13 protein-coding genes are annotated in these 13459 nt (G+C 69.3%); 6 read left to right on the top strand and 7 right to left on the bottom strand.

Features of this window, described 5'->3' with window-relative positions; all coding sequences use genetic code 11:
• Positions 1–60: 60 nt before the first annotated feature.
• A complete protein-coding gene (locus OG332_RS24935) occupies positions 61–1170 on the bottom strand; it encodes an alpha/beta hydrolase (RefSeq protein WP_327415569.1) in 1110 nt (369 codons plus the stop codon).
• Between the two features lie 152 nt (positions 1171–1322).
• Between OG332_RS24935 and OG332_RS24930 the strand changes: the two genes are divergently transcribed.
• Positions 1323–3173, top strand: coding sequence for a phosphatidylglycerol lysyltransferase domain-containing protein (locus OG332_RS24930; RefSeq protein ID WP_327415568.1), 1851 nt, complete (start codon positions 1323–1325; stop codon positions 3171–3173).
• A gap of 69 nt (positions 3174–3242) precedes the next feature.
• On the opposite strand, the gene OG332_RS24925 is transcribed toward OG332_RS24930, so the two are convergent.
• Complete coding sequence (locus OG332_RS24925; protein ID WP_327419148.1) at positions 3243–4436, bottom strand: IS30 family transposase; 1194 nt, start codon at positions 4434–4436, stop codon at positions 3243–3245.
• A gap of 295 nt (positions 4437–4731) precedes the next feature.
• Here OG332_RS24925 and folP point away from each other — a divergent pair, with 295 nt between their 5' ends.
• The 5 genes from folP (at position 4732) to OG332_RS24900 (ending at position 7711) form a co-directional block, all read left to right on the top strand.
• Complete coding sequence (gene folP / locus OG332_RS24920; protein ID WP_327415567.1) at positions 4732–5604, top strand: dihydropteroate synthase; 873 nt, start codon at positions 4732–4734, stop codon at positions 5602–5604.
• Positions 5605–5686: 82 nt separating this feature from the next.
• On the top strand, positions 5687–6073 hold the full coding sequence (locus tag OG332_RS24915; RefSeq protein ID WP_442816371.1) for a nuclear transport factor 2 family protein: 387 nt from the start codon (positions 5687–5689) through the stop codon (positions 6071–6073).
• Between the two features lie 130 nt (positions 6074–6203).
• Entirely contained in the window at positions 6204–6563 is a 360-nt protein-coding gene (folB, locus tag OG332_RS24910) for a dihydroneopterin aldolase (RefSeq protein ID WP_030010912.1), read from the top strand.
• Positions 6560–7168, top strand: coding sequence for a 2-amino-4-hydroxy-6-hydroxymethyldihydropteridine diphosphokinase (folK, locus tag OG332_RS24905; protein WP_327415565.1), 609 nt, complete (start codon positions 6560–6562; stop codon positions 7166–7168). The genes folB and folK overlap by 4 nt, the downstream gene beginning before the upstream one ends.
• A gap of 54 nt (positions 7169–7222) precedes the next feature.
• A complete protein-coding gene (locus OG332_RS24900) occupies positions 7223–7711 on the top strand; it encodes a DUF3180 domain-containing protein (RefSeq protein ID WP_327415564.1) in 489 nt (162 codons plus the stop codon).
• Positions 7712–7715: 4 nt separating this feature from the next.
• Here the strand turns inward: OG332_RS24900 and OG332_RS24895 are convergent, their stop codons facing one another.
• The 5 genes from OG332_RS24895 to tilS form a co-directional block, all read right to left on the bottom strand.
• Complete coding sequence (locus OG332_RS24895) at positions 7716–8576, bottom strand: hypothetical protein (protein WP_327415563.1); 861 nt, start codon at positions 8574–8576, stop codon at positions 7716–7718.
• A gap of 192 nt (positions 8577–8768) precedes the next feature.
• Positions 8769–9377 carry a GTP cyclohydrolase I FolE gene (folE, locus tag OG332_RS24890; protein WP_327415562.1) on the bottom strand — a complete coding sequence of 203 codons (609 nt, stop codon included), beginning with the start codon at positions 9375–9377 and terminating at the stop codon, positions 8769–8771.
• Between the two features lie 112 nt (positions 9378–9489).
• Positions 9490–11526 (bottom strand): ATP-dependent zinc metalloprotease FtsH, encoded by a 2037-nt coding sequence (ftsH, locus tag OG332_RS24885; protein WP_327415561.1) that lies wholly within the window; start codon positions 11524–11526, stop codon positions 9490–9492.
• A 216-nt stretch (positions 11527–11742) separates the two neighbouring features.
• A complete protein-coding gene (gene hpt, locus OG332_RS24880) occupies positions 11743–12303 on the bottom strand; it encodes a hypoxanthine phosphoribosyltransferase (protein WP_030010907.1) in 561 nt (186 codons plus the stop codon).
• 66 nt (positions 12304–12369) lie between these two features.
• On the bottom strand, positions 12370–13404 hold the full coding sequence (tilS, locus tag OG332_RS24875; protein ID WP_327415560.1) for a tRNA lysidine(34) synthetase TilS: 1035 nt from the start codon (positions 13402–13404) through the stop codon (positions 12370–12372).
• Positions 13405–13459 lie beyond the last annotated feature (55 nt).

The raw sequence follows: 13459 nt of genomic DNA, 5'->3' as shown, positions 1-13459 counted from the left end.
CGCGAACGCGGAAGGGCCCGGCCGAAGCCGGGCCCTTCCGCCTTCACCGCGTCAACGGCCTCAGGCCTGGATGCGTCCGCTCATCCACACCAGCATCGGCGGGATCTCGCGTCGCCACGTGTTGAAGTTGTGGCCACCGCTGTCGAGGATGATCGAGGAGACCCGGTCCGGGCCCTGCACCTTCTTGATGAACTTCCGGGTGTCACCGAGGTTCGGCTCGCCCTTCTCGCTGCTGGTCACGAGGAAGGACGTACCGCTCGGCTTCTTGTTCCCGATGCTGTGCAGCACGTCCGCGCGCTTCTTCAGCTTCTCGTCCCCGTGGAACAGGTCGCCGGTCGTCGGGTCGTCCGGGGCGTCGTAGTACGCGGACAGACCCGCGGCGGCGCCGAAGGTCTGCGGGTAGTGCGCGGCGATCTTCAGCGCGCAGTAACCGCCCGTGGAATTGCCGATGAAGCCCATGTTCTCCGGCTTCTTGCCGACCCGGAAGGTGTTCGTGATGGCCTGCGGGAGGTCCTCGGCGAAGAAGGTCTCGGTCTGCGGGCCACCGGGTATATCGACGCACTCGGTGTCACGCGGCGGCGCGATGGTCGGGCGCAGCATCACCAGGATCATCGGCTTCATCTTGCCCGACTTGGACAGACTGAAGGCCTTCATCGGGTAGTCGAGCCCTTTGATCAGGTTCTCGGCGGTGCCCGGGTAGCCCGTCAGGACGATGGACGCGGGGAAGTTCTGATCCTTGTGCTGGGGCTGGAAGTACTCCGGCGGGAGCCAGACGTAGCCGGGGCTCGTTATCTTCGACTTCTGGCCGGTTATGGCAACCTTCAGGATCTGACCGCCCACCTGGGGCTTGGCACCCCCGGGGACGTCCAGCTTCTGCTTGTCGACGACCTTGATGTCATCGCTGCTCATCGAGTGGTCGACGACCTTGCCCATGGACGTCTCCTGGCCGAACAGGTCGGCCCAGGAACCGTAGAAGAGGAACGACTTGTTAGCCGCGAGACCCACAGCCGAGAACAGCGCAAGCTGCGTCGCCAGCAGGAGCCCGATCCGGCCGGCGACAGCGCGCCAGGTGCGGCCCGAAAGCTTCGGCCACATCCAGACCGTTGCCGCGAAGAGCAGCACACCGGCCAGGATGGCCAACGCCAGAACCGTAGTACTCGTGAGACCCATGAGCAGTCAGTCGACTTTCTGGTGGCAGGACAGATTTTTCCGACGAAAGAGTGAACCCGCTCCTCGTCGATGTCGTCCTAAGGGACGCACCACAACACCGGAGGCTGTCGCGGCCTTCGGCCACATGATCTCTCGCGGAGCAACGGGAAGCGATGTCTAGCAGGATAGATGGCGATAAGTCGGGACAGGTTCCGAGCAGGGTCCGCCGAATCCTCCGAGGTCCACAGCCGGAGGCGGTGCCCGGCCTGGTAGGTACGGCCGTCATGATCGTCGGCCTTCTGGACATCGCGGCCGGTGTCTTCCCGCGCTTCCGGCACAGCCGGATCCACGCGGTCACCGAGGTGCTGCCCGGGTCCATGGGCCCGTTCGCGGCAGCCCTGGCCATCAGCGCGGGCGTCCTGCTCCTGCTGCTCGCCCACGGCCTCAAGCGCCACAAGCGGCGGGCCTGGCGGGCCGCCGTCGTCCTGCTGCCCGCGGGCGCGGCGGCGCAGTTCGCGTACCGCCACTCGATCATCAGCGTGGTCATCGCGGCGGTGCTCCTCGCACTGCTGCTGCGCCATCAGGGTGAATTCAAGGCGCTGCCGGATCCCCGCAGCCGCTGGAAGGCACTCGCGAACTTCGTTCTCATGAGCGCCGGTTCCATCGGCCTCGGGCTGGTCATCGTCAACGTCCACCCGGGCAAGGTCGTCGGCAACCCCGGCCTGTACGAGCAGATCACCCACGTCATCTACGGTCTCTTCGGCTTCGAGGGTCCCGTCGACTACGCCGGCCGGGTCTCCTGGACCGTCGGCTACTCCCTCGGCGCCCTCGGCATGCTGACCGCGCTCACCACCATCTACCTCGCCTTCCGCCCCGAGCACCCGGCCGCCCGGCTCACCACCGACGACGAGACCAAGCTGCGCGAGCTGCTCGCCAAGCACGGCGGCCGCGACTCGCTCGGCCACTTCGCGCTGCGCCGCGACAAGGCCGTCGTCTTCTCCCCCAGCGGCAAGGCCGCCGTCACCTACCGCGTCGTCTCCGGCGTGATGCTCGCCTCCGGCGACCCCATCGGCGACGTCGAGGCCTGGCCCGGCGCCATCGAGCGGTTCATGGCGGAGGCCAAGGCCCACTCCTGGACCCCGGCCGTCGTCGGGTGCAGCGAGACCGGCGGCGAGGTCTGGACCCGCGAGACCGGTCTGGACGCCCTGGAGCTGGGTGACGAGGCGATTGTCGATGTCAAAGACTTCTCCCTCTCGGGCCGCGCCATGCGCAATGTCCGCCAGATGGTGAAGCGCATCGAGCGCAACGGCTACACCACCAAGGTCCGCCGGGTCAGCGAGCTGACCGAAACCGAGCTGGAGCAGGTGCGCGGCGCCGCCGAGGCCTGGCGCGGCACCGACACCGAGCGGGGCTTCTCGATGGCCCTCGGCCGGGTCGGCGAGGACGGCGACGGCGACTGCTTCATCGCCACCGCCCACCGCGTGGAGGAGGGCGACACCAGCCCGTACGGCGACCTCAAGGCCGTCCTGCACTTCGTCCCGTGGGGCAAGGACGGCATGTCGCTGGAGCTGATGCGCCGCGACCGCGCCGCAGACCCCGGCATGAACGAGCTGCTCATCGTGGCCTCGCTGGAAGCCTGCCCGGGCCTCGGCATCGAGAAGGTCTCGCTGAACTTCGCGATGTTCCGCGCCGCCCTCGCCCGCGGCGAGAAGATCGGCGCCGGCCCGGTGCTGCGGATGTGGCGCGGCCTGCTGGTCTTCCTGTCGCGCTGGTTCCAGATCGAGTCGCTCTACAAGTTCAACGAGAAGTTCCGCCCCCGCTGGGAGCCGCGCTTCATGGTCTACCGCTCCACCCGCGACCTGCCCCGCATCGGCTTCGCCGTGATGCAGGCCGAGGGCTTCGTGACGCTGGCCCTCCCGCGCCTCTTCGCCAGCCGACGCCGCCCCAAGCCCGTCCGCACCTGCACCCACAACCACATGGCGACCGTCCCGAAGCAAACGGAACGCGAGGCCCAGGCGGCGTAGCCGCCCGTACGCCCACCAGGGCCCCGGCGGCCGAGGCGGATTCTTGGGGTCCTCGCAACACCTGACGGTCTACGTGCTCGTCAGTAGATCACGCAGGCGCTCGGCTGGGGTTTTCCAGCCGAGCGTTTTGCGGGGCCGGCCGTTGAGTTGCTGGGCGACGTGTTCGAGGTCTTCGGGGCTGTGCACGGACAGGTCGGTGCTCTTGGGGAAGTACTGCCGTAGCAGGCCGTTGGTGTTCTCGTTCGATCCGCGCTGCCAGGGTGAGTGCGGGTCGCAGAAGTAGACCGGCACGCCTGTGGCCACGGTGAACTGCTTGTGCGCGGCCATCTCGCAGCCCTGGTCCCAGGTCAGCGAGCCGCGCAGGTGCCCGGGCAGGGTCTGGATCAAGGGCACCAGCACGTCGCGGACCTCCTCGGCCGTATGCCCGCCGGGCAGATGCCCCAGCATGACGTAGCGGGTGGAGCGCTCGACCAGGGTGACGATCGCGCTCTCGCTGCGGGGGCCGACGATCAGATCGCCCTCCCAGTGACCGGGCACTGCCCGGTCCTCGACCTCGGCAGGACGCTCGGAGATCATCACCATCTCGTCGACGAACCGGCGCGTGCGCTGGTCCGGGCTGCGGTGCGGCTTGCGGCGAGTGCGCCCGGTGCGCAGCGCGGCCGCGACTTCGCGGCGCAGTCCGCCACGGGCCTGGACGTAGACCGCCTGGTAGATCGTTTCCGGGCTCACGCGCATGCTCTCGTCGTCGGGGAACTCGATGACCAGAGCGTGGCAGATCTGCTCGGGTGACCACTGTTCCTGCAGCTTTTCCGCGACGAACCGGCGGAGCGGGCTGTCCTGGGCGAGCTTGGAGTCCTTGGGGCGCGACCGGCTCCTCGCCCATGCCCGCTGGGCCCGGTGCGGCCGGTAGACGCCATCGACCGACCGGGCGTCGATCTCGCGCTTGATCGTGGACGCCGGTCGGCCCAGTGCCCGTCCGATCGCGCGCAGCGACCGGCCTTCACGGTGCAGATCAGCGATCAGCTCTCGCTCGGTCACCGTGAGAAACCTGGGGTGCAGTTCGGCCTCGACCGTTGCGAGGGACGACCTTGAAGAGGTGGCGGCGATGGTGGTCACACCGGTCTTGTAGTCGATGCGGCGCCCGTCAGGATGCAGGCGCGAGTGGCCGATCTGCCGGATACCGCGGTCCCAGTCCTCAGCGGTGCGCTCATGGACGCCGGCCTGCGCGGCGGCATCACGGCGCCGGACTCCCGCAGCACGCAGCCGCTCGTACTCCGCCCGACCGGGGTGGCCGGGCCTGCGAGGCTTGCCGCGACCACGGACTCCGGCCCGGCGTGCCCACCCGAACGCCGTGTTGCGGTTCACTCCGACTGCACGAGCCGCAGCAGTGATGCTGCCGTTCTCCCTGTCCAGCGCCTCGAAGAACCTCGCCTTCAGCACCTCGAAATCCACGATCCCCGCAACTCCCTGAACTCCAGGGTGTTGCGTGGATCATTAGAACCCGCCCGACAGACCGCCGGGGCCCTGCCGTATCCAGGTCAGCCCTACCCTTGGACCTATGAACACGAAGCGCGGAGCCACCGGCAGGGGCCGGGTCGCAGGTCTGCCGGAGTGGGACCGCTGCGCGGTCATGGGAGTCGTCAACGTCACGCCCGACTCCTTCTCCGACGGCGGCCGCTGGTTCGACACCACCGCAGCCGTCAAGCGCGGCCTCGACCTCGTCGAGCAGGGCGCAGACCTCGTCGACGTCGGCGGCGAGTCCACCCGGCCCGGCGCCTCCCGCGTCGACGAGGAGGAGGAGCTGCGCCGGGTCGTCCCCGTGGTCCGCGGCCTGGCCTCCGAGGGCGTCACCGTCTCCGTCGACACCATGCGCGCGGCCGTCGCCGCCCAGGCCGTCGCCGCGGGCGCCGCACTGGTCAACGACGTCAGCGGCGGACTCGCCGACCCCGGCATGATCCCGGCCGTCGCCGCCGCCGAGGTGCCCTTCGTGGTGATGCACTGGCGCGGCTTCAGCGCCGGCATGAACAGCCTCGCCGTCTACGAGGACGTGCTCGCCGAGGTCACCGCCGAGCTCCGGGCCCGGATCGACGCCGTCGTGGCCGGCGGGATCGCCCCCGAGCGGCTCGTCGTCGACCCGGGCCTCGGCTTCGCCAAGAACGCCGAGCACGACCTGGCCCTGGTCGCCCACCTGCCCGAGCTGCGCGCGCTGGGCTTCCCGCTGCTGGTCGCCGCGTCGAGGAAGCGTTTCCTCGGCCGGGTCCTGGCCGGCACGGACGGCGCCACCCCGCCGCCCGCCCGCGAGCGCGACGCCGCGACGGCCGCCGTCTCCGCCATCGCCGCCCATCAGGGCGCCTGGGCCGTACGGGTCCACGAGGTACGGGCCACCGCGGACGCGGTTCGGGTGGCCCGCGCCGTGGAAGGGGCACTCTGATCCTCAACGACCGACAAGGAGCACTGTGAGCAGAACCGACATCGAAGCGGTCGAAGAGGTCAACACGGCCTTCTACGAGGCAATGGAGCGGGGGGACTTCGACGCTCTGTCGGCGCTCTGGCTGGAGGACGAGATCTCCTGCGTGCACCCCGGCTGGCCCGTGCTCTCCGGCCGCGGCGAGGTGCTCCGCTCGTACGCCCTGATCATGTCCCACACGGACTACATCCAGTTCTTCCTCACCGACACCAAGGTGACCGTGATAGGCGACACCGCCCTGGTCACGTGCACGGAGAACATCCTCAGCGGCGGACCCGCCGAGGACGGCGGGGAACTCGGCCCGCTCGTCGGTCAGCTCGTCGTCGCCACGAATGTGTTCCGACGCACATCCGAGGGCTGGCGCCTCTGGTCCCACCACGGTTCTCCCGTCCTCACGGAGTCCGAGGACGAGGACGAGGACGACGCCTCCTGACCCCTACGGCGGGACCCGGAGTATTTCGCAGGTAAATTCGAAGACGGACGACGCCGACCGCACTCGGCGTAGGCCCATGGCCCCGGGGAGCCCCGGGACCGGAAGCACTACGAAAGCAGGAGTGATTCGCGTGGATCGTGTCGCGCTGCGCGGCCTCAAGGCTCGCGGGCACCACGGCGTCTTCCCCCGGGAGCGCGAGGAAGGCCAGACCTTCATCGTCGACCTCGTGCTGCACCTCGACACCCGCCCCGCGGCGGCCGGAGACGACCTGGCGAAGACCGTGCACTACGGGGTAGTCGCCGAAGAGGTCGTCGACGTCGTCCAGGGCGAGCCCGTGGACCTGATCGAGACCCTGGCCGAGCGGATCGCCCAGCAGTGCCTGAAGCACGAAGCGGTGGCGCAGGTGGAGGTCGTCGTCCACAAGCCGGACGCGCCCATCACCGTCCCCTTCGACGACGTGACCATCACGATCACCCGGAGCCGCGCATGAACAACGGACTGAACGCTCAGAGCGACCCCACCGTCCAGCCGGTACCCGCCTCCGTCGTCGAGACGGTCGACGCGGCGGACGTCACCCTCTCCAACCCCAAAGGGGCCGTGATCGCGCTCGGCGCGAACCTCGGCAACCGGCTGGAGACCCTCCAGGGCGCCATCGACGCCCTCGGTGACACCCCGGGCCTGCGGGTCAAGGCCGTGTCCCCCGTCTACGAGACCGAGCCGTGGGGCGTCGAGCCCGGCTCGCAGCCCTCGTACCTCAACGCCGTCGTCGCGGTGAAGACCACGCTGCCCCCGTCCTCGCTCCTGGAGCGCGGCCACGCCATCGAGGAGGCCTTCGACCGCGTCCGCGAGGAGCGTTGGGGCCCCCGCACGATCGACGTGGACATCGTCGCGTACGCCGACAGGGTCTCCGACGACCCCGTCCTCACCCTGCCGCACCCGCGCGCCCACCAGCGCGCCTTCGTGCTGGCCCCCTGGCACGACATCGACCCGGAGGCCCAGATCCCGGGCCGCGGCCCGGTCGCCGCGCTGCTGGCCGAAACCGGCCTGAGCGGCGTCACGCCGCGCCCCGACCTGGAACTCCACCTCCCGGAGTAGTCGTTACCCTGTGGACTGCCTGACTGATCGGCGCGGAAAGCGGGGAACGGGCAAGTGAAGCAACTGAGGCCGGCGGTCCTGGCGGGCATCTTCGTGGTCGCCGGGATCCTGTCCTGGGCGGGCGCCCGGCTGTGGAACGCGTACGGCACGCTGCCCGGCGTTCCGCTGGCCGCACCGATCGTTCTCGGCGTCATCGCGGCGGTGCTGCTGGCCACGGCCCTGTCCATGCGGTCCCGTCTCAAGGCCCAGCGCGAGCGCCGCCCCGGGGCCAAGGGCGTGGAGCCGCTGATGGCGGCCCGAGCGGTGGTCTTCGGCCAAGCCAGCGCGCTGGTGGCGGCGCTCGTGGCGGGCATGTACGGCGGGGTGGGCGTCTTCCTGCTGACCGACTCCCTGGACATCCCCGCCCGCCGCGACCAGGCCTGGTACGCCGGATTCTCGGTCCTGGCAGGGGTGGCCGTCATCGCCGCCGCCCTCTTCCTGGAGCACGTACTCAAACTCCCCGAGGACGACGACCAGGCCCCTGAGTCCACCGCCCGCGCCTGACCCGTCAGGAGGGCGCGCGGACGAGGTGCCCGTTCACCAGGAAGCCGAGGCAGGGGTCGAGGCGGTAGGTGTAGAGGGTGAAGGGCTTGGCACCAGTGGCAGTGTGGGGCCGGACCTCGGATACCGTCGCGGACTGCCGCTCCACGAGGTGTATGGAGTGCTCCTCCGCCACGAAGGTACCGCGCCGCTGCCAACGGTCGGTGACCACCAGCTGCGATGCCTTCCCGTTCAGAGGCGAGAAGCGGGCTCCGATGATCGCGGCCAGCTCCGCCAGAAACGGAACGTTGGCGCTGGTGATCGTCCGACCGTGCCAGCGCTTGAGGCGGCAGCCGTCGCCGTCCGCGTATCCGTCCAGGAAGCCTTCGACGGTGGCAAGGTCTTTCATGACGACGCGGGGGAAGCCCTGACGCATGTGGTGCGCGTCGCCCCCCCCCACGTACTGCCGTAGGACGTCCGCAAGGTACGAGGAGACCACGCGCACGCGGAATCCGGGAATGTCGCGCTGGAGGAAGCCGGACGGCCTCATGACGGGTTCCAGGCGGGCGGGAAGGCCCGTGGCCGAAGTCAGGCACGTCGCGTACTTGGCCGCAAACCCCAGGTCGTTCACCACCAGGGACACGTAGTTCTTGCCGACCGTGCCGTCGGCACAGGTGGCACCCACCAAGTAGCCGAACTCATAGCCGGGCCGCATGGTCAGACGCGTACGGCACAGCTTGCGTGGCGGGGTCCACACCACCGTGCTGCCCGCGGCGTCTCCGGCCGGGATCCACCCGTCGCGGGTACGCAGTAACTGGTCCGGCGCCACGGTGAACGTCTTTCCGTCCGTGACCACATCCACGACCTCGCGGGCCTTCACGGCGGTCACGTCCAGAATGGCCGTATGTACCGTCCGGTCGCCGTCCAACGTCCAGAGCCGGTCGCCCGCGCGGAAGGTTCTCGCCTGAGCGGCCCCGTCGACCCCATTCACGATCTGCTTGCTCGGCAGCCCGCCCATCCCGCCCCCTGATCAAGTGAATCAGCTGATCAACGACGTTATCGGGCGGGTCTGACAATCCGGCTAGCGAGCCATGATCAGGGACATTGCCTCGTTGCGGGTGGCGGGGTCGCGCAGCTGGCCGCGGACCGCCGAGGTGATGGTCTTCGCGCCGGGCTTGCGGACTCCGCGCATGGTCATGCACATGTGCTCGCACTCGATGACCACGATGACCCCGCGCGGGTCCAGGATCTCCATCAGGGAGTCCGCGATCTGCGTGGTCAGGCGCTCCTGCACCTGGGGACGGCGGGCGAACACGTCCACGAGGCGGGCCAGCTTCGACAGGCCGGTGATCTTGCCGTCGATGGACGGGATGTAGCCGACGTGGGCTACTCCATGAAATGGGACCAAATGATGTTCACACGAACTCATGACCTCGATGTCCTTCACGAGGACCAGCTCGTCGTGGCCGAGGTCGAAGGTCGTGGTCAGGACCTCTTCGGGCCGCTGGTACAGGCCGGCGAATATCTCCCGGTACGACCGTGCCACGCGCGCCGGGGTCTCGAGGAGACCCTCCCGGTCCGGGTCCTCGCCGACCGCGATCAGCAGCTCGCGAATCGCCGCCTCGGCGCGCTTCTCGTCGAACTCGCCGATCGTGCCCTCGTCGCCGGTCAGGGTCACTGGGTCGGTCATCTCTTCCTCGTTCCTGTGTGCACAGCGCTCGCGGCCACCCAAGTATGACCAGATGAAAGTGCCGCGCCCCCCAGGCTAGAACCTGGGGGGCGCGGCTTCCATTCCGGGTGGATCAGACCTCGGGGCGCTCCTCGGGGGCCACCTCGATGCCCTTCTCCGTGGAGACCGGCGTGACGGCGGTGGTCGCCGAGGTGCCGTTCGCCGAGTTCGTCAGCTGGAGCTCCTTGGGAGAGAGCACCGGCGGACGGGTGGAGGGGGTGCGGCGGGAGGAGCCGGTCCACGCGGGGCGGGCCGGACGCTTCACGATCGTCGAGAAGATCTCGGCGATCTGCTCCTTGTTCAGCGTCTCCTTCTCCAGCAGCGCGAGGACCAGGTTGTCGAGGACGTCACGGTTCTCGACGAGGATCTCCCAGGCCTCGTTGTGCGCGGTCTCGATGAGCTTCTTGACCTCTTCGTCGACCAGCGCCGCGACCTCTTCCGAGTAGTCCCGCGGGTGCGACATCTCGCGGCCCAGGAACGGCTCGGTGTTGTCGCCGCCGAACTTGATCGCACCGAGACGCTCGGTCATGCCGTACTGCGTGACCATGGCCCGCGCCGTGGCGGTGGCCTTCTCGATGTCGTTCGCCGCGCCCGTGGTCGGGTCGTGGAAGACCAGCTCCTCGGCCGCGCGCCCGCCCAGCATGTACGCCAGCTGGTCGAGCATCTCGTTGCGCGTGGTCGAGTACTTGTCCTCGTCGGGCAGGACCATGGTGTAGCCCAGGGCCCGGCCGCGGGACAGGATCGTGATCTTGTGGACCGGGTCGGAGTTCGGGGAGGCCGCCGCGACCAGGGCGTGTCCGCCCTCGTGGTACGCGGTGATCTTCTTTTCCCGGTCCGACATGATCCGGGTCCGCTTCTGCGGGCCCGCCACGACACGGTCGATCGCCTCGTCCAGCGCGTGGTTGTCGACCAGCTTCTTGTCCGAGCGGGCCGTGAGCAGCGCGGCCTCGTTCAGGACGTTGGAGAGATCGGCACCGGTGAAGCCGGGCGTACGACGGGCAACGGCGCCCAGGTCGACGTCCGGGGCGACCGGCTTGCCCTTCTGGTGGACCTTGAGGATCTCCAGACGGCCCTGCATGTCGGGACGGTCGACCGCGATCTGCCGGTCGAAGCGGCCCGGGCGCAGGAGTGCCGGGTCGAGGATGTCCGGACGGTTCGTGGCGGCGATCAGGATGACGCCGCCCTTCACGTCGAAGCCGTCCATCTCGACCAGCAGCTGGTTGAGGGTCTGCTCGCGCTCGTCGTGGCCGCCGCCGAGACCCGCACCGCGGTGCCGGCCGACGGCGTCGATCTCGTCGACGAAGACGATCGCCGGGGCGTTGGCCTTGGCCTGCTCGAACAGGTCACGGACACGCGAGGCACCGACACCGACGAACATCTCGACGAAGTCGGATCCGGAGATCGAGTAGAAGGGGACACCGGCCTCGCCCGCGACGGCGCGCGCGAGCAGGGTCTTTCCGGTGCCGGGCGGGCCGTACAGCAGCACGCCCTTGGGGATCTTGGCGCCGACGGCCTGGAACTTCGCCGGCTCCTGGAGGAACTCCTTGATCTCGTGGAGTTCCTCGACGGCCTCGTCCGCGCCCGCGACATCGGCGAACGTCGTCTTCGGGGTGTCCTTGGTGATGAGCTTGGCCTTGGACTTCCCGAAGTTCATGACCCGGGAGCCGCCGCCCTGCATCTGGTTCATCAGGAACAGGAAGACAACGACGATGAGGACGAAGGGGAGGAGCGAGAGGAGAACGCTCAGGAACGGGCTGGTCTTGTCCGGAGTGACGGAGTACCCGTCCGGGATCTGACCGGCGTCGTACTTGGTCTGGAGGTTCTGGGCGAGCTGGACGCCCTGATCCCCGATGTAGTTGGCCTGGAACTTGCTGCCGTCGTGCTTGCCGAGCTTCTGGCCGTCGCGCAGCTCGATCTTGATCATCTGGCTGTCGCCGGTGGTCAGCTTCGCTGTCTCCACCTGGCCAGTGTTGATCGCCTTGATGACCTCGCTGGTGTCCACCGACTTGTAGCCGCCGCCGGAGCCGACGACATTCATCAACACGACCACGGCGAGGACGGCCAGCACGATCCACATGACCGGCCAACGGAAGTATCGCTTCACGTCCATCCATACGGGGCGCCAGGCACCCCGTCCCTCCTGCCCGTAGGTAAATGCTGCTGTGAGTAAAGACTGTTCTTCGGAATGTACCCCTGTATTGTCACCCGCGGCCCCGTGGGACGGCTGACAGACCCGCCTTCCCCTGCTCCAACGGCGGGAATCGCCCACAGGTTCCCCGGAGCGTGCGCTGGTTCCCGCAACGGGCCCCGGGGACCGGGAGCGGGATCAGCCGCCGTAGACGTGCGGGGCGAGCGTGCCGACGAACGGCAGGTTGCGGTACTTCTCCGCGTAGTCGAGGCCGTAGCCCACCACGAACTCGTTGGGGATGTCGAAGCCGACCCACTTCACGTCGATCGCGACCTTCGCGGCCTCGGGCTTGCGCAGCAGCGTGACGACCTCGAGGGAGGCCGGCTGGCGGGAGCCCAGGTTCGACAGCAGCCAGGACAGCGTCAGACCGGAGTCGATGATGTCCTCGACGATCAGGACGTGCTTGTCCTTGATGTCGGTGTCCAGGTCCTTGAGGATCCGGACCACACCCGAGGACTGGGTTCCGGCGCCGTACGAGGACACCGCCATCCAGTCCATGGTGAGCGGGGTGGACAAGGCACGCGCCAGGTCCGCCATCACCATCACGGCACCCTTGAGCACACCGACGATGAGCAGGTCCTTGCCCGCGTACTCCGCGTCGATCTTCGCGGCCAGCTCGGCCAGCTTCGCGTCGATCTCTTCCTTGGTGATGAGCACCGACTGGAGGTCGTTGCCCATGTCCTTCTCGTCCACCCGCATCACTTTCGTTGTCGGCCGGGGCTCCGGGGGTGTCCCCCGGAGGACTCAGCCGTGTTTCAGCACCAATCAGCCCTGCCGGATGACAAGTCTGCCACCCTGCCGCTGGGCCTCCACCCGTCCGGGCAGGTTGATGGCGCCCTGGCCGCGCCATCCGGTGATGAGCCGGTCGACTTCCTCGATGTGGCGGGCGAAGAGGGAACCCGCGGGAGAGCCGGCGGCGACCACGGCCCTGCGCAGCACCCGGCGGCGGACGGCCGGGGGCAGGGCGTACAGCTTGGCGCACTCCAGGCGGCCGTCCGCGTCCCGTACGCCGGTCTCGGCCTCCGCGGCCCAGGCGTCCAGGGCGTCGGCGTCGTCGCGGGAGAGCTGGGCGGTGCGGGCCAGGGCCTCGACGACCCCCTTGCCCAGCGCCTTCTCCAGGGCGGGCAGTCCCTCGTGGCGCAGGCGGGAGCGGGTGTAGGCGGGGTCGATGTTGTGCGGGTCGTCCCAGACGGCGAGGGACTGGACCATGCAGGCCTTGCGGGCGGTCTGCCGGTCGACCTGGAGGAAGGGGCGGCGGTAGCGGTGGCTGCGGCCGGGGCCTCCGGACTTTTCGGCCATGCCGGACAGCGAGCGGATCCCGGAGCCGCGGGCGAGGCCCAGCAGGACGGTTTCGGCTTGATCGTCCCGGGTGTGGCCCAGGAGCACGGCGGCGGCGCCGAGGCGGTCTGCGGCCTCGTCCAGGGCCCCGTAGCGGGCGTCGCGGGCGGCGGCCTCGGGTCCGCCGTCGCGGCCGACGCGCACGGCGACGGACTCCACCGGGTCGAGGCGGAGTGCGGTCATGCGGGTGACGACCTCGGCGGCGCGCAGGTCGGAGCCCGGCTGGAGGCCGTGGTCGACGGTGATGCCGCCGGCCCGGATGCCGAGTTTGGGGGCCTCGAACGCGAGGGCCGAGGCGAGCGCCATGGAGTCGGCGCCGCCGGAGCACGCGACGAGGACGAGCGGCCGGGTGCCCGCTGCGGTGCGGGGGCCGGCGGGAGTGTCGGTGAGGTCGGTGAGGACGTCGTGGAGTACGCGGCGGACCGCCAGGCGTATCGCCGCGACCGCAGGATGGGGACCCATGTCCGGTGCCCTTCGATGGAGTTCGGATGCCTCGGAGGCGTTGGGGTGTGGTGCG

It is taken from the genome of Streptomyces sp. NBC_01233 (assembly GCF_035989305.1).
Classification (GTDB): Bacteria; Actinomycetota; Actinomycetes; order Streptomycetales; family Streptomycetaceae; genus Streptomyces.
Note: the sequence above shows the minus strand (reverse complement) of the source record. Positions and strands in the feature narration are given on the sequence as shown.